A 15,674-nucleotide genomic window follows, 5' to 3' on the forward strand; every position below is an offset into this window, starting at 1 on the left:
GTTCACCTGGCTAAAGATCTGGCTGGCGCGGCTCCACACCGGCCAGCCCCTGCCAGTGGACGCCGCTGGCCGTGAAGCGGAACACGCAGGGCAGCACCTCCACGCCCGCCGCCAGGGCGGCCCGAAACAGCTCTCCGTAGCGGGGATCGGCGGCATCCCCAGGGGCAAAGCGCTCCACGTCGCCCCGGCTCAGGCAGGGCAGCAGCACGGCGCGGGCCTCCGGCAGCAGGGCCGTGAGCTCCACCAGGTGCTTCTGCCCCCGCTCGGTCACGGTGTCCGGAAAGAGGGCCAGCCGGCCCTGGGTCCAGGTGGTGTTCTTCACCTCCACGTAGATGGGGCGCTGATCGGCGGCCCCTGCCGCTGGCGTCAGCAGCAGGTCGATGCGGCTGCGGCGGTTCTGCCCGTAGGGCACCTCGGCCCTGATGGCGCCGATCGGGCCCAGCTGGGGCTCCAGGCAGCCCGCCTCGATCGCCGCCCGCACCAGCCGGTTGGGCAGGGCCGTGTTGATGCCCACCCAGACCGGCTGGCCATCGGCGCCCTCCACCTCGGCCTGCTCCCAGGTCCAGGCCAGTTTGCGGCTGGGTGAGGGGGCGTGCCGCAGCAGCACCCGCCCGCCGGGCTGCAGCACCCCGGTCATGGGCCCGGTGTTGGGGCAGTGGGCCGTCACCACGCTGCCGTCCTGCAGCTGCACGTCGGCCAGGAAACGCTTGTAGCGCTTGAGCAGCACCCCCTCCACCAGGGGGCCCAGCTCCAGGATCAGCGGGGCCATGGCGCAGCAGCCGGGGCGGCGAAGGGACGCCCGCCATACTGCCGCTCAAGCCAACGGGCCCAGGGGCCCGGATCCATGCCCCAGTCCCTGCGTCGCATTGCCCTGATCGTGGCCGCTGCCACGGCGATCAGCAAGGTGGCCGGCCTGGTGCGCCAGCAGGTGATCGCCGCCTCCTTCGGGGTGGGCATGGCCTACGACGCCTACAACTACGCCTATGTGCTGCCGGGCTTCCTGCTGATCCTGCTGGGCGGCATCAACGGTCCGTTCCACAGCGCCATGGTGAGTGTGCTGGCGCGGCGGCCGCGGCAGGAGGGGGCCCACGTGCTCGCGGCGATGAACACCCTGGTGGGGGCGGGCCTGCTGGTGGTGACCGTGCTGCTGCTGGTGGCGGCTGGCCCGCTGATCAGCCTGGTGGGGCCGGGCCTCGATGCCGAGCGCCACGCCATCGCTGTGGTGGAGCTGCGCTGGATGGCGCCGATGGCCCTGTTCGCCGGCCTGATCGGCCTCGGCTTCGGGGCGCTCAACGCCGCCGATGAGTTCTGGCTGCCGTCAGTGAGCCCGTTGCTCTCGAGCGTGGCGGTGATCGCCGGCCTGGGGCTGCTCTGGTGGCAGCTGGGGCCGGCCATCACCCTGCCGGAAAACGCCCTGATCGGCGGCGTGGTGCTGGCGGGCAGCACCACCCTGGGAGCCGTGCTGCAGTGGCTGATCCAGCTGCCGGCGCTGGCGCGCCAGGGGCTGCACCGCTTCCGGCTGGTGTGGGACTGGAAGGATCCCGGCGTGCGCGAGGTGATGCAGGTGATGGGCCCGGCCACCCTCTCCTCCGGCATGTTGCAGATCAATGTGTTCGTGTCGCTGTTCTTCGCCTCGGGAATTCCGGCGGCGGCGGCGGGGCTGGCTACGCCAACCTGCTGGTGCAGACCCCCCTGGGGCTGATCTCCAACGCCCTGCTGGTGCCGCTGCTGCCGGTCTATGCCCGGCTCACCGCTCCCGAGGACCGCCCCGAGCTGGTGGCGCGGATCCGCCAGGGCCTGATGCTCTCCAATGCCTCGATGCTGCCGCTCGGGGCCCTGATGACCGCCCTGGCGGTGCCGATCGTGGCGCTCGTCTACGAGCGGGGAGCCTTCGATGCCGGTGCGGCCACGCTGGTGGGCCAGCTGCTGATGGCCTACGGCATCGGCATGCCGGCCTACCTGGCCCGCGATGTGCTCGTGAGGGTGTTCTATGCCCTCGGCGACGGCGTCACCCCTTTCCGCTGGTCCCTGGCGGGGATCGGGCTCAATGCCATCTTCTGCTGGACCTTTGTGGGAGGCCCTGTCCCCGGGGGCGGCCAGTTGCTGCCGGGGCTCTATGCCGGTGCCGCCGGGCTGGTGCTGGCCACCGTGGCGGTGAACCTGATCACCTGCGCTGCCCTGCTGCTGGCCTTGCAGCTGCGGCTCAACGGCCTGCCGCTATGGCGCTGGGGGCGCGACACCGCCCTGCTGCTGGCCGCCGCCGTGGCCGGAGCCGCGGCGGCGCGGGCCCTGGCGCTGCTGGTGGGCTGGCCCGACAGCCTGATCGGCAGGGCCCTGCAGGTGGGTCTCAGCAGCGGACTGGGAATGCTGGTGTACGCCAGCCTCTCCCACTGGGCCAGGGTGCCTGAGGCCCAGCAGGTGGTCAGCCAGCTGAGCCGCCGCCTGGCCTGGCCCGGCCGTCGCTGACAGGCTTGGCCGGTCAGGGCCTGAATCAGGGCCTGGGCCCCACCTGACGCTCCTCGCGCACCTGCAGTGGCAGCTCCAGATGGGAGCGGCCCAGCAACTGGGGGCCCTGCACCGACACGATGCGGGCCTCGATGCCGAAGTCGCGGAAGGCGGTTTCCAGCTCCTGGATCAGGGCCTTCTCAACCTGGGCCTCCGCATCCACCACCTTGCCGATCAGGCGGCTGCCGAGCTTGCCGATCCGTTTGCCGACGACATCGCGGGCATTGGTGACCTCAATCAGCAGCACGGCCCAAGGGCATGGGGCGCAACCTTATCGGCCTTCACCACAAAATCGGTCGACTCGGCAACAACAAGCGCTCAGCGGCAGAAGGGTTCGATCACGTCTTCCAGATCCCGCAGCTGCCCGGGAGGCACCAGCCGGGCCAGGGGCAGGCGGGTGCTGCCCCCGCCGATCGGCACCTGCACGGCCTCCAGGGCCTGGCGGGCACACACCCCACTGCCGGCGTCGAGCCGGGCCGCGCACTCGATGGCCAGGGTCTGGGCCAGGCCGGCATCGCCCAGGTACAGGTGCCAGCCGGCCACCTGCAGGTAGAGCCGGTCGGCCAGGGCGAGTTCCAGGTCCTTCAGTTCACTGGCGGAGAGACTCATGCTTCGGGGGCCGGGCGCATGGCGATGACCACCCCAGCGTGCATCAGCAGGCCCGTCAGCCACAGCAGGCTCACCAGGTTGAGGTGGGTCCAGGGGTGACGCAGCTCCTGCACCACCCAGAGGCCGCTGTTGATGGCAGCAAACAGGGCGGCGTGCAGGGTGAGGTTCACGATCCGCTCGAAGTGCCGGAAGGTGGGGTCTTCCGGGTTGGAGGGGCCGTACCAGCGGATGGGCATGGGAGAGCTCTGGGGGATCAGGGGCGGACCGATTGACGGATGGGCCCTCCGTGCGCTGAGAATGGTGCCATGCGCTTGTAGCTCAGCGGATTAGAGCATCTGACTACGGATCAGAGGGTCGGGAGTTCGAATCTCTCCAGGCGCGCTTTCAAACCACCCTGCTCCGGCTCCGCCTGGAGCTGTTTTTTTGGTGCTGTCCTGGGCGGCGGGCGGCCTCGGCTGACGTGTCTTTACGATCGATGCAGGACCCAGAACTGCTTCGATGGCCGACCCCGCGATGGCTGCCTCTGTGATGGCTGCTTGCGCCAGCCACGACCAACCCCTGGCGGCCGCCGACCCCGCCATCGCCGCCCTGATCGGCAGGGAGCTGGAGCGCCAGCAGACCCACCTCGAGCTGATCGCCTCGGAGAACTTCACCTCCCGCGCCGTGATGGAGGCCCAGGGCTCGGTGCTCACCAACAAGTACGCCGAGGGCCTGCCCTCCAAGCGCTACTACGGCGGCTGCGAGCACGTGGACGCCATCGAGGAGCTGGCGATCGAGCGGGCCAGGCAGCTGTTCGGAGCAGCCTGGGCCAATGTGCAGCCCCACAGCGGCGCCCAGGCCAACTTCGCGGTGTTCCTGGCCCTGCTGCAGCCCGGCGACACGATCCTGGGCATGGACCTCAGCCACGGCGGCCACCTCACCCATGGCTCGCCGGTGAACGTGAGCGGCAAGTGGTTCAAGGCCGTGCACTACGGCGTGGACCCCGAAACCCAGCAGCTCAACTTCGACAGCGTGCGCCAGCTGGCGCTGCAGCACCGGCCCAAGCTGATCGTGTGCGGCTACTCGGCCTACCCCCGCAGCATCGACTTCCAGGCCTTCCGCGCCATCGCCGATGAGGTGGGCGCCTTCCTGCTCGCGGACATGGCCCACATCGCCGGCCTGGTGGCCGCCGGCGTGCACGCCAACCCCGTGCCCGTGTGCGATGTGGTCACCACCACCACCCACAAGACGCTGCGCGGTCCCCGCGGCGGCCTGATCCTCTGCCGCGATGCCGAGTTCGGCAAGCGCTTTGACAAGGCGGTGTTCCCCGGCAGCCAGGGCGGCCCGCTGGAGCACGTGATCGCCGCCAAGGCGGTGCCTTCGGCGAAGCCCTGCTGCCTTCCTTCCGGGCCTACAGCGAGCAGGTGGTGCGCAATGCCCAGGCCCTGGCGCAGCGCATCCAGGAGCGGGGCATCGCCGTGGTCAGCGGTGGCACCGACAACCACCTGGTGCTGCTGGATCTGCGCAGCATCGGCATGACCGGCAAGGTGGCGGATCTGCTGGTGAGCGACGTGCACATCACCGCCAACAAGAACACGGTGCCCTTCGATCCCGAGTCCCCCTTCGTCACCAGTGGTCTGCGCCTCGGCACCGCCGCCTGCACCACCCGCGGCTTTGATGCCGAGGCCTTTGCCGAGGTGGCCGACGTGATCGCCGACCGCCTGCTCAACCCTGAAGATGGGGCGATCGAGGAGCGCTGCCGGCAGCGCGTGGCCGGGCTCTGCGAGCGCTTCCCGCTCTACGCCCCCACCCGTGAGCTGCAGCCGGTCTGAGCCCCTCACCTGACCGTAATGTGGCGGCCTACGCCCTGCCCCCAGGCGCCTGCGTCGGCCCGCTGTCGTGACCCTTGCCTACAGCCCCAACGCTGCAGCGCTGCTCACCTTTGCCGTGGCTGCCGTGCTCACCGCCCTGGTGGTGCCAGTGGTGCGGCGGCTCGGCCTGAGCTGGGGGCTGATCGACGCCCCCGACGCCCGCAAGCAGCACACCACCCCGATGGTGCGGCTGGGGGGGATCGGCATCGTGATCGCCTTCAGCCTGGCTCTCGCCCTCACCTGGCAGCTCGGTGGCTTCGCCCAGCTGGAGGCCAGCAAGGATGCCCTGATCTGGACCACCCTCGGCGGCTCGCTGTGCTTCTTCGTGATCGGCCTGGCGGACGATCTGTTCGCCCTGCCCCCCTTGCCGAGGCTGCTGGGCCAGCTGCTGGTGTCGACGGCGGTGTGGCTGGAGGGGGTGCGGATCGGCAGCATCGATCTGCCCTTCGGCTGGATGGGGGCACCCTCCGCCGTGCTGCAGCTGCCTGACTGGCTGAGCCTGCTGGCCACCCTGGTGTGGCTGGTGGGCATCACCAATGCGATCAACTGGCTCGATGGCCTCGATGGTCTGGCCGCCGGCGTGAGCGGCATCGCGGCTGTGGGTCTGCTCTCGGTGAGCTTCAGCCTGGATCAACCTGCCGCAGGCCTGCTGGCCGCGGCCCTGGCCGGCAGCTGCCTGGGCTTTCTGCGCCACAACTTCAACCCCGCCCGCATCTTCATGGGGGATGGCGGCTCCTACTTCCTGGGCTTTGCCCTGGCCGCGATCAGCATCGTGGGGCCGGCCAAGGGGCTCACCAGCGTCAGTCTGCTGCTGCCGCTGCTGATCCTCTCGCTGCCCCTGGCCGACATGTCAGCGGTGATCATGGGCCGCCTCAGTGAGGGCCATTCGCCCTTCTATCCCGATCGCCGCCACCTGCACCACCGCCTGCTGCGCACGGGGCTGAGCCACCGCCGCACGGTGCTGTTGATCTATGCCTTCACCCAGTGGCTGGCCTCCCTGGCCCTGGTGCTGGTGAATGCCGAGATGCGCTTCCTCTGGCTCGCCCTGGCCACGGCGGTGCTGATCTGGGTGCTGGTGAGCACCCGCCGCGCCCTGCAGCGCCAGGACAGGCCCGTGGCGCGGCTGCGATGACCTCCGACCTTTCCGGCAGCCCACAGCCGGGCAGCGCCGAGATCCTCTGCGTCGGCACCGAACTGCTGCTCGGCACGATCACCAATGGCAATGCCCGCTGGATCGCCGAACAGCTGGCCGTGCTCGGGGTGCCCCACCTGCGTCAGGAGGTGGTGGGAGACAACCGCGCGCGGCTGATCGCCGCCGTGCAGCAGGCCTCGCGCCGCTGCCGCCTGCTGATCACCACCGGCGGCCTTGGGCCCACCCCCGACGACCTCACCACTGAGGCCATCGCCGCGGCCTTCGCCACTCCCCTGCAGGAGCGGCCGGAGGTGTGGGCCGACATCACCGCGAAGGCCCGCAGCCGCGGCCGGGAGCTCTCGCCCAGCCTGCGCCGCCAGGCCCTGCTGCCGCAGGGTGCGGTGGTGCTCCCCAACCCCACCGGCACAGCGGCTGGAATGATCTGGAGCCCCCTGCCCGGCTTCACGTTGCTCACCTTTCCCGGGGTGCCGAGTGAAATGAAGGCGATGTGGCAGGCCACGGCGGCCCCCTGGCTACGGCAGGCGGGCCTCTCCCAGGGGGTGTTCGCCAGCCGCTTGCTGCGCTTCTGGGGCGTGGCCGAATCAGCCCTCGCCGAGCAGGTGGGCGACCTGCTGGCGGCCAGCAACCCCACCGTGGCCCCCTACGCCGACGCCGGCGAGGTGAAGCTGCGGATCACGGCCCGGGCGGCTTCACCCGAGCAGGCCTCCACCCTGCTGGCGCCCGTGGAGGCGGAGATCCGCCGGCGCGCCGCCGAGGCCTGCTTCGGTGCCGACGACGACAGCCTGGCCTCGGTGGTGCTGGCGGCTCTGCTGCGCCGGGGCGAGAGCCTTGCCGTGGCGGAGAGCTGCACGGGGGGCGGCATCGGCGCTGCCCTGGCGGCGATCCCCGGAGCCTCCGCGGTGTTCCTCGGCGGGGTGATCGCCTACGCCAACGCGGTGAAGCAGGGGGTGCTGGGGGTGCCGGAGGAGTTGCTTGAGCGCCACGGGGCGGTGAGTGATCCGGTGGCGGCGGCGATGGCGGAGGGGGCCTGCAGGCTCACCGGAGCCCACTGGGGCGTGGCCGTGAGCGGGATTGCCGGTCCGGGGGGCGGCAGCCCCGACAAGCCCGTGGGGCTGGTGCACATCGCCGTGGCGGGCCCCGATGGCACCCACAGCGCCGCGGTGCGCTTCGGCAGCAGCCGTGGCCGCGCCTGGATCCAGACCCTCAGCACCGGTGAGGCGCTCGATCGGCTGCGGCGGCGTTTGTCAGCCAGCTGAACGATCTGCCTCCCTGCAGGGGACGACCCGCGTGCCAGCGCCTGGATGAAGAGGAGGTCGAGCGGGATAACGAATCGATGTGACTAGGGATACCATCGAACGGCTAAGAACCGGTTAAGGCCTGTTCTCCCGACGACACCCGCATGCTCCATCTCGACGCCTCCACCTATGTGGGCAGGGGTCTGCACCGCGAATGCCACCGCCATCCAGAGGATCCGAGCCTCTGCGTCAAGGTGGACATCGGCGGCGACCCCCACGACAGCCGTCGAGAGCAGCGCTTCTACCGCCACCTGCAGCGCCGCGGCATCAGCTGGGATGCGGTGCCGCGCTGGAACGGCACGGTGCCCACCAACCTGGGAGAGGGGTCGTGTTTCGAACTCATCCAGGACACGCCGGGCGTGGTGGCGCACACGTTGCAGCATTACCTCGAGTCCAATGAGGCCTCAGGTCTTCACTGTCGTGGCCTGCGCGATGGGCTTCTGGCCCTGAGGCGCACCATGCTGAGCGACGGCATCGTGACCCTGGCCCTGCGCCCCAAGAATGTGGTGTGCCAGCGCCTGGGCCCCCAGGCCTTCCGGCTCTACATCGTGGACAGCATCGGCAACACCGACTTCATCCCGATCGCCACCCACAGCGGCTGGTTCGCCCGCCGCAAAGTGGCCCGCAAGTGGGCGCGCTTCGAGCAGAGCTCCTGGTGCGCTACGCGCAAAATCCTTTCCTGGCGCAACTTCTGGGCCGGCTGCCGCTGAGCAGGGTGGTGACGAACGCGCTGCCGGATGCGGCGCTCGCTACCCAGAGGGTGGCCCCCTGACGGGCGCCATGAGGAGCGCCTTGGCGACCTTGACCTCCAGGTGGCATCCTGGGGCCTTTGAAGCACTGATGCGGCTGTCGCTGCTGCTGGCTGCCGCGTTGCTGACTGCGGTGCAGGGTCAGGCCAGGGCCTCTGCCACGGACTGGCAGCGCTACCGCGACTTCTACCTCGGCGAAGGCCGCCCCCAGCTGCTGCTCTTCTGCGACGTCTGGCGCGACGCCAACGCCCAGGGACACTCGCTCTGGGAGCCGGGGTTGGTGCGCCAGCTCAACGCTCCCCTGGCCCGGGATGGCATCACGGAGGTCCAGATCGATGCCATCACCGCCGGCCAGGTGGTGGCCATGAGCCAGGTCTGCCCCGGCATCCGCTGAACAGGGAACCCGCGCAAGGGCGGGCCCGCCCCCCAGGTGGAGGAAAGCCATTGACTACCCTGGCCCATTGCGCCTCAAGAGGGATCCGGTGAGCGCCGCCACGCTGTACGACAAGGTCTGGGACCTGCATCGGGTGGCCGAACTGCCCGGGGGGGCCACCCAGCTCTTCATCGGTCTGCACCTGATCCACGAGGTGACCAGCCCCCAGGCCTTCGCCGCGCTGCACGACCTGGGCCTGGCTGTGCGCCACCCCGAGCGCACGGTGGCCACGGTGGATCACATCGTGCCCACCACGTCCCAGGCGCGGCCCTTTGCCGATCCCCTCGCGGAAGCGATGCTCGCCACCCTGGAGCGCAACTGCGCCCAGTACGGCATCACCCTTCACGGCCTCGGCAGCGGCCGCCAGGGCATCGTCCACGTGATCGCCCCCGAGCTGGGCCTCACCCAGCCGGGCATGACCGTCGCCTGCGGCGACTCCCACACCTCCACCCACGGCGCCTTCGGGGCCATCGCCTTCGGCATCGGCACCAGCCAGGTGCGCGATGTGCTGGCCAGCCAGAGCCTGGCGATGGGCAAGCTCAAGGTGCGCCGCATCTGGGTGGACGGCCGTCTGCAGCCTGGCGTCTACGCCAAGGATCTGGTGCTGCACATCATCCGCAGCCTCGGCGTGAAGGGCGGTGTGGGTCACGCCTATGAATTCGCCGGTCCGGCCATCGCCGCCCTCTCGATGGAGGAGCGCATGACCCTCTGCAACATGGCGATCGAGGGCGGTGCGCGCTGTGGCTATGTCAATCCCGACGCCACCACCTTTGCTTACCTCAAGGGCCGCCCCTATGCCCCTGAGGGCGAGTCCTGGGAGCGGGCTGTGGCCTGGTGGAGCAGCCTGGCCAGCGGCCCAGAGGCGCTGTTTGACGACGAGGTGCGCTTCGATGCCGCCGCCATCGCCCCCACCGTGACCTGGGGCATCACGCCGGGCCAGGGCATCGGTGTGGACGAGGCGATTCCCACCCTGGAGCAGACCCCCGCCGATGAGCGCCCCCTCGCCGAGGAGGCCTACCGCTACATGGATCTGCTGCCCGGTGCCCCGATCGCCGGCACCCCGGTGGATGTGTGCTTCATCGGCAGCTGCACCAACGGCCGGCTCAGTGATCTGCAGGCAGCGGCCGCCGTGGCCCGCGGCCGCCGGGTGGCCCCCGGCCTCAAGGCCTTCGTGGTGCCGGGCTCCGAGCAGGTGGCGGCCGCCGCCGAAGCTGAGGGCCTTGACGCGCTGTTCACGGCCGCCGGCTTCGAATGGCGCGAGCCGGGCTGTTCGATGTGCCTGGCGATGAACCCCGACCGGCTCGAAGGCCGTCAGATCAGCGCCAGCTCCAGCAACCGCAACTTCAAGGGCCGCCAGGGCTCGGCCTCGGGCCGCACCCTGCTGATGAGCCCCGCCATGGTGGCCGCCGCCGCCGTCACCGGCCGGGTGTGCGACGTGCGGCAGCTGCTGGCTGCCGCACCAGCCACCCCCGTACCCGCCGCCTGAATCCCCCCCCATCACCGTGACCAGCGCCATGACCACTGCCCCCTTCCCCAGCGGTCCGATCAGCCAGGTGGCCGGCACTGCCGTGGTGCTGCGCGGCGATGACATCGACACCGACCGGATCATCCCGGCCCGCTTTCTCAAGTGCGTCACCTTCGAGGGTCTCGGTGAGCAGGTCTTCGCCGACGACCGGGCCGAACTGCAGGGGGCCCATCCCCTGGACCGGCCCGAGCACCGCGGCGCCAGGCTGCTGCTGGTGAACCGCAACTTCGGCTGTGGCTCCAGCCGCGAGCACGCCCCCCAGGCCCTGATGCGCTGGGGCATCCGCGCCCTGGTGGGCGAGAGCTTCGCCGAGATCTTCCATGGCAACTGCCTCGCCCTGGGCCTTCCCTGCCTCACCGCACCCCATGGGCTGATGCTGACCATCCAGGAAGCCGCCGCCACAGCCCCTGCCACCCTCTTCAGCCTGGATGTGGCGGAGGCCACGCTGCGGGCTCCAGGCCAGAGCTGGTCCCTGGAACTGGACGCCGGCCCCCGCCAGATGCTCAGCACCGGCCAGTGGGATGCCACCGGCCAGCTGCTCTCCCACCACGAGGCGCTCAGCCGCACCCTGGCAGCCCTGCCCTATGCCAACGGCTTCAGCCGCCGCGGTGCTGGGGGCGAGGCACGAACGGGGTCCCGCTGCCGGTGAAGTCGAAGTCGTTGAGGCGGATGCGAATGCCGCCGATGCCGTCATAGGGGCTGTAGAAGATGCCCACCTCGTAGGCCCGCTGCTGCAGCTTCAGCTCCACGTAGGAGTAGCTCACATCGCCGTTGAAGCGGGAGCGGCTGTCGATGTTGATCGTGGCGCCGGCCTCCAGCACCAGGGGGCCGTAGATCTGCTGGGCGGCGTTGAAGCTCACCGTGCGCAGGTCCACGGCCCGATCGAAGCCGAAGGGACTGCCGCCATCGAGCAGGGTGCCCGCCAGGGAGGCGGAGAAACGGGTGTAGTCGAGCACCGGCCGCTCGAAGCGCCCAATGGTGAACGAGGGGCCCGCCGCCAGGGTGAGGGTGTTCTGCTGGGCCCCGTCCTGGTAGAAGGCCGTGCTGCCGTTGATGCCGAAATCCAGCCCGAGGCCGGGAATCACCGGGATCGGCGCGTAGCGCAACTGGGCCATGGTGTCGGGGTTGGCGCCATCGCGGTTTTCCCATAACCGCAGGGAGCCGTTCACGCCCCCCCGCAACACGCTGCGCCACTGGGTGTCGAGGTTGTCAGTGTCGAACAGGGCCGCCTGGTAGTTGCCGCTCAGGGCCCGCCAGTTGAGGCGCAGCGGGGTGAAATAGGGGGTGCCCTGAGGGGGCTCGTCATCGGCTCGGCTGCCGGTCAGCTGAGCCTCGCCCTGGAGCTCGGCCCCATAGGAATACACCAGGGTCTGCAGTCCAAGGCTGCCGTTGTAGATGCGCTCCCGGTAACTGCCGAACAGCGCCCCCTGGGAGCTGCTGTGGCCCGGCAGGGCCAGAGGGGTGCTCAGCTGGGCGTTGCTGCGGGTGCCGGCGCGGAAGTTATCGGGATTGAAGGTGGACAGGCTGGCATCCCCGAGCAGGCGGAAGCGCCCCACGGGCACATCCAGCAGGGCGGCCATCCCGAAGAGGTCACCGAAGCGGGCTTGCTGCAGCACGTCAGGCCCCGCCAGGGAGGTGCCGGGGCGCACATAGCTCTCGGTGCGATCTTCGATGGCGCGCTGGATCATCAGCTGGGGCTGCAGCCGCAGCACCCCTTCCCGACCCAGCCGCAGCGGCGGCAGGTTGTAGCCCAGGTAGACGCCGTCCCGGTCCCGGCGGTCGGAATCCAGGCTGAAGGCGCTCTGCTGCTGGCCGATCTGGGCGTCGCGCAGGCCTCGCACCGAGAAGCGATCCCCAAGCAGGATGCGGCTGTCGCGACTGCTGATGCTGGTCACCCCGTCGGGGCGAATCCGGGCCTCCACCCCCCGCGCATAGATCCAGGCCTTGGCGGGGGTGAAGGGGTCGTTGGTGAAGGCCACCGCATCGGCGAACCAGCCATCGCGCTGGATGCGGATGCTGGTGGCCTGGAAGCGCAGTCGCGTCAGCGGGCCTTCCTTCGGGGGCCGGGGCCGGTAGCTGCCGACGCCCCCGGGGGCGTCGTTCTGCTGCTCGATCAGGGGGGCCAGGTCGAGCTTGATCGTGGTGTCCTGGCTCTGGCGGTAGCGCACGCCGCTCACCCGCTGGTCGATCGGAACGTCGGGCACTGCTGGCCCGCTGCGGCGGCCCGGCTGTTGGCCCTGCTCGCCCGCCGATTGCTCGCCCGCCGTCTGGTCCGCGGCAGGCAGGTCGCCCGTGCCGAGGCTCTCGCCGGGGGCGCGGGGCTCCAGCGCCACGTCGTTGAGGATCTGGCCCAGGGAGCTGTTGCGCGGGCTGGCATCACCCCCGGGGCAGCCCACCGGTGCGGGCATGGTGGGCTGCGGGCGTCGCCGCGGGGGCAGGAGCTCCAGCAGCGGGCGGGCCTGCGGATCGGCGGTCAGCTCCGGGCAGGCGAAGCTGTCGTCGAGGGCCACGGCCACTTCGCCGGGATCCGGTGCCGGCGCGGCAGCCCCAGGTTCGGTCGCCGGGGCCTCGGGCAGTCCCTGCAGCCCCACGCCCATTGGCCGCAAGGCCTCGAAGTCGCGGGCGAGGGTCTCCTGATCCACCACCCCGTAGACGTCGGTGATGCTGCCGGAGCCCTCCCAGTCGTTGTAGCGGAGGCTGCCGGCCTGCAGCATCTGGTCGCCGCGGATCAGCCGCAACTGGCCCGTGGCCAGCACGCTGCGCCGGTCGTCGCGCAGCTCGATGCGGTCGGCCAGCAGCCGCCAGCCGTCAAAGCGGGCCTCCACGTTGCCGCTCACCGTCAGGGTGCCGGAAGCGCGGTCGTAGCTCTGCCGATCCGAGCGAACCACCAGCAGCCTTGGCTCGGCGGGTTGCTGGCCGGCGTCGGCCGGGGCCTCCGCGCTGGCTGGGGGCAGAACGTCGGCGGCCTTCTCCGCTTCGCTCGGGTCACGCGGTGAGTCGATCGGGGTTGGGGCGGCGGTCCCCACGGCAGGGGCCAGAGCACTCAGCACCGCCAGGGCCGCCAGCAAGGTCCCGCGCCGCTGGCGCAGACGCCCTGGGTGGGGCCTCATGCTCATCAGGATGATGGCTGGCAGACGACGGGCATCAGGGCCGGGGGGACGGGGCATCGGCAGGACCCACAGTGCTGGCTCATGGGCGGAGCAGGGCCTGTCGGGGGACGGGCATTCAACTGATCGCCCGCCGACGGGCCGTCCGGTCGCCGAGCAGGCCCCATGCGCTGCTCAACCCTCTGGGGGTTGGAGGCCCGACGCAACCCGTGGCTCCCCAGACACAACCTTCAGAAACCCCGATCCGAGGCCTCCCTGCTCCGGCTCAGATCCGTAGCCCAGAGGGTTCGCTCAGCCCTGGCTCCATCTGCTGAGCGCAGCGCTGAGGCTGGAGGTCACTCTTCGAGGTCTTTGCGGCTTGGGGTGCGGCTGGGGTCGCTGGCCAGGAAGCCGAAGACGAAAACGCCGATGAAAAAGAAGACGACCGAATAAACCGAGATCTTGAGAGCGAGCATGGTTCGGTCTTGTGCGGAGCGGGCAGGTAACAGGGAGTGACGGCCAGCTCTGAGGACCTCATCGACCCTCTGCCAGCGGCATCATCCTATGGGACCTGGCCCGCCATCCAACGACGCCCAGGGCCCGGACCGCAGGCCTGCAGCCTCACAAGCCTCACTTTGAAACGAATCAGCCCCGTTCCCGCTCCGCTCGATCTGCAGGCCCGCTGGCACTGTCCCCAGCCAGGCGGTGGCGCCGGTCCGGCCCTGGAGCATCCCTGGGGAGCGCTGCACCGGCCGGATTGGCAGGCCCGAGGTCTGGTGATCTGGCCCCGGGGATGTCACTGGACCTGCCTCACCCTGCAGCTGCCCTGCCCCGGGACGTGGCAGGCGGCCCAGGCGGAGACTGCCGGCCTGCGGGCCCGGCTGGCCCTGCGCTGGTGGGCCGATCAGGCCGAGCTCTGGGTCGATGGCGCCAGGGTGCACTGCGGCGACCTCTTTGATACCTCCTGCCGCTGGCCCCTGCCCCAGCGCTGGTGGCGGGGGGAGGCGCTGCGGCTGGAGCTGCGGCTGCGCAGCCCCCTGCACGACGACGGTGCCCTGATCCACAGCAGCATCGAACTCGAACCCCTGGATCTGGAGGATCCCCTCGGGGTGCTGCAGCCGGCCCGCCAGGCCCTGCTGGCCCTGCGTCAGCAGGCCGGCCAGCCCGAGGCGCTGCCCCCTGGCGCGGGGCTGCATGTGCTGGGCCACGCCCACCTCGATCTGGCCTGGCTGTGGCCGGTGGCCGACACCTGGCGGGCGGCTGAACGCACCTTCAGCTCCGCCCTGGACCTGATCGATCGCTTCCCCGACCTCCACTTCGCCCACTCCACCCCGGCCCTCTACGCCTGGCTGGAGCGCCAGCGCCCTGCCCTGCTGCGCCGCCTCCAGGCGGCCGTGCGCGCCGGCCGCTTTGAGCCGATCAACGGCCCCTGGGTGGAAAGCGACTGCGTGCTGATCAGCACCGCCTCGCTGCTGCGCCAGTTCCAGGAGGGCCAGCACGACAGCCGCCGCCGCTTCCCGGGCCTGAGCCATCAGCTGGCCTGGCTGCCCGACAGTTTCGGCTTCGGGGCGGGTCTGCCGGCCGCGGCCGCGGCCACCGATGTGCGCTGGTTCTGCACCCACAAACTGTTCTGGAACGCCACCAACCCCTTCCCGCACCGGCTGTTTCGCTGGCGCAGCCGCTGCGGCAGCGAGCTGCTGGCGCTGATGAGCGCGCCGATCGGCACCGATGGGGATCCCCTCGCCATGGAGCGGCACCGGCTGGAGTGGCAGGGGGCCACCGGGTTGCCCCAGGCCCTCTGGCTGCCGGGGGTCGGCGACCACGGCGGCGGTCCCACCGCCGAGATGCTGGAGCAGCTGGAGCTGTGGCGGCACCAGCCCGAGGCGGCGCCCCAGACCCACGGCAGCCTGCGGTCCTTCCTGGCGGGCCTCGAGCCCCTGCGCCCCCAGCTGCCGGTGTGGCGCGATGAGCTCTATCTCGAGCTGCACCGGGGCTGCGCCACCACCCGGCCCGACCAGAAACGCCACAACCGCACCCTGGAGCGGCTGCTGCGGGAAGCCGGGCTGGCCGCCGTGCTGGCGGGGGGGCGCCAGCAGCCCGACTGGCAGCCCCTTCTGTTTCAGCAGTTCCACGACATCCTGCCGGGCACGGCGATCCCGGAGGTGTTCGAGCAGGCTGAGCCCGTCTGGAGAGCCGCCCGCCGCCAGGCCCGGGCCAGCCGCGATCGCCACCTCCAGCAGTGGCTGGGCCTCACCCCTTCCGGGCCTCCGGACACTGGCCAGGGCGGCCCTGAGCGGTGGTGGGCCGTGCAGCTGCAGCTATCAGCCGGACTGGCGCTGAACCCGAAGGGGTTGGCGATCAGGCGCTGCCGCCCGGGTAGCGCAAAGTGCGCCAATCACCGCTGGCCGTGCTCACCTCAACGCCGATCTCCACCGGTCCCTGGCTGGCACCCACCTGCTCCTGCCACCA

12 protein-coding genes, 1 tRNA gene and 3 pseudogenes are annotated in these 15,674 nt (G+C 70.7%); 10 read left to right on the plus strand and 6 right to left on the minus strand.

The genetic code is table 11. From position 1 onward, the window contains the following. Nucleotides 1–10: 10 nt before the first annotated feature. A complete protein-coding gene (gene sfsA / locus IQ220_RS10780; RefSeq protein WP_193914906.1) occupies nt 11–769 on the minus strand; it encodes a DNA/RNA nuclease SfsA in 759 nt (252 codons plus the stop codon). Nucleotides 770–844: 75 nt separating this feature from the next. Between sfsA and murJ the strand changes: the two are divergent. Further along, nucleotides 845–2,466, plus strand: a pseudogene (gene murJ / locus IQ220_RS10785) (murein biosynthesis integral membrane protein MurJ). 25 nt (nt 2,467–2,491) lie between these two features. On the opposite strand, the gene IQ220_RS10790 reads toward murJ, so the two are convergent. The 3 genes from IQ220_RS10790 to IQ220_RS10800 all read right to left on the minus strand — a co-directional run bounded on the left by IQ220_RS10790 (nt 2,492) and on the right by IQ220_RS10800 (nt 3,350). Then, nucleotides 2,492–2,752, minus strand: a complete 261-nt coding sequence (locus IQ220_RS10790; protein WP_186697394.1) for a cytochrome-c oxidase — start codon at nt 2,750–2,752, stop codon at nt 2,492–2,494. A 71-nt stretch (nt 2,753–2,823) separates the two neighbouring features. Beyond that, nucleotides 2,824–3,114 (minus strand): DUF3181 family protein, encoded by a 291-nt coding sequence (locus IQ220_RS10795; RefSeq protein WP_186697393.1) that lies wholly within the window; start codon nt 3,112–3,114, stop codon nt 2,824–2,826. Next, nucleotides 3,111–3,350 carry a hypothetical protein gene (locus IQ220_RS10800; RefSeq protein ID WP_186697392.1) on the minus strand — a complete coding sequence of 80 codons (240 nt, stop codon included), beginning with the start codon at nt 3,348–3,350 and terminating at the stop codon, nt 3,111–3,113. The genes IQ220_RS10795 and IQ220_RS10800 overlap by 4 nt, the downstream gene beginning before the upstream one ends. 71 nt (nt 3,351–3,421) lie before the next feature. On the opposite strand from IQ220_RS10800, the gene IQ220_RS10805 reads away from it, so the two are divergent. The 8 genes and pseudogenes from IQ220_RS10805 to IQ220_RS10840 all read left to right on the plus strand — a co-directional run bounded on the left by IQ220_RS10805 (nt 3,422) and on the right by IQ220_RS10840 (nt 10,768). Further along, nucleotides 3,422–3,495, plus strand: a tRNA-Arg gene (locus IQ220_RS10805). A 132-nt stretch (nt 3,496–3,627) separates the two neighbouring features. Beyond that, nucleotides 3,628–4,925, plus strand: a pseudogene (gene glyA / locus IQ220_RS10810) (serine hydroxymethyltransferase). A 67-nt stretch (nt 4,926–4,992) separates the two neighbouring features. Continuing rightward, nucleotides 4,993–6,096, plus strand: coding sequence for an MraY family glycosyltransferase (locus IQ220_RS10815; protein WP_193914908.1), 1,104 nt, complete (start codon nt 4,993–4,995; stop codon nt 6,094–6,096). Further along, nucleotides 6,093–7,373 carry a competence/damage-inducible protein A gene (locus tag IQ220_RS10820; protein ID WP_193914910.1) on the plus strand — a complete coding sequence of 427 codons (1,281 nt, stop codon included), beginning with the start codon at nt 6,093–6,095 and terminating at the stop codon, nt 7,371–7,373. Before IQ220_RS10815 ends, IQ220_RS10820 begins: the two co-directional genes overlap by 4 nt. A 143-nt stretch (nt 7,374–7,516) precedes the next feature. Beyond that, nucleotides 7,517–8,122 (plus strand): YrbL family protein, encoded by a 606-nt coding sequence (locus IQ220_RS10825; protein WP_193914912.1) that lies wholly within the window; start codon nt 7,517–7,519, stop codon nt 8,120–8,122. Nucleotides 8,123–8,252: 130 nt separating this feature from the next. Then, nucleotides 8,253–8,555, plus strand: a complete 303-nt coding sequence (locus tag IQ220_RS10830) for a hypothetical protein (RefSeq protein ID WP_193815419.1) — start codon at nt 8,253–8,255, stop codon at nt 8,553–8,555. 88 nt (nt 8,556–8,643) lie between these two features. Beyond that, a complete protein-coding gene (gene leuC, locus IQ220_RS10835) occupies nt 8,644–10,080 on the plus strand; it encodes a 3-isopropylmalate dehydratase large subunit (RefSeq protein ID WP_193914914.1) in 1,437 nt (478 codons plus the stop codon). 28 nt (nt 10,081–10,108) lie between these two features. Further along, the gene (locus IQ220_RS10840) at nt 10,109–10,768 is read left to right on the plus strand and encodes a 3-isopropylmalate dehydratase small subunit 2 (protein WP_193914916.1); all 660 of its coding nucleotides are present in this window, start codon (nt 10,109–10,111) and stop codon (nt 10,766–10,768) included. Here IQ220_RS10840 and IQ220_RS10845 read toward each other — a convergent pair. Together IQ220_RS10845 and IQ220_RS10850 are read right to left on the minus strand one after the other, a co-directional pair. After that, complete coding sequence (locus IQ220_RS10845) at nt 10,716–13,229, minus strand: DUF3769 domain-containing protein (protein WP_193914918.1); 2,514 nt, start codon at nt 13,227–13,229, stop codon at nt 10,716–10,718. The two genes, IQ220_RS10840 and IQ220_RS10845, sit on opposite strands and share 53 nt — an antisense overlap. A gap of 332 nt (nt 13,230–13,561) precedes the next feature. Further along, complete coding sequence (locus tag IQ220_RS10850) at nt 13,562–13,681, minus strand: photosystem II reaction center protein I (RefSeq protein WP_186697384.1); 120 nt, start codon at nt 13,679–13,681, stop codon at nt 13,562–13,564. A gap of 159 nt (nt 13,682–13,840) precedes the next feature. Between IQ220_RS10850 and IQ220_RS10855 the strand changes: the two are divergent. Continuing rightward, nucleotides 13,841–15,674 (plus strand): annotated as a pseudogene (locus IQ220_RS10855) (alpha-mannosidase); the annotation flags it as partial.

Source organism: Cyanobium sp. LEGE 06113, assembly GCF_015207615.1.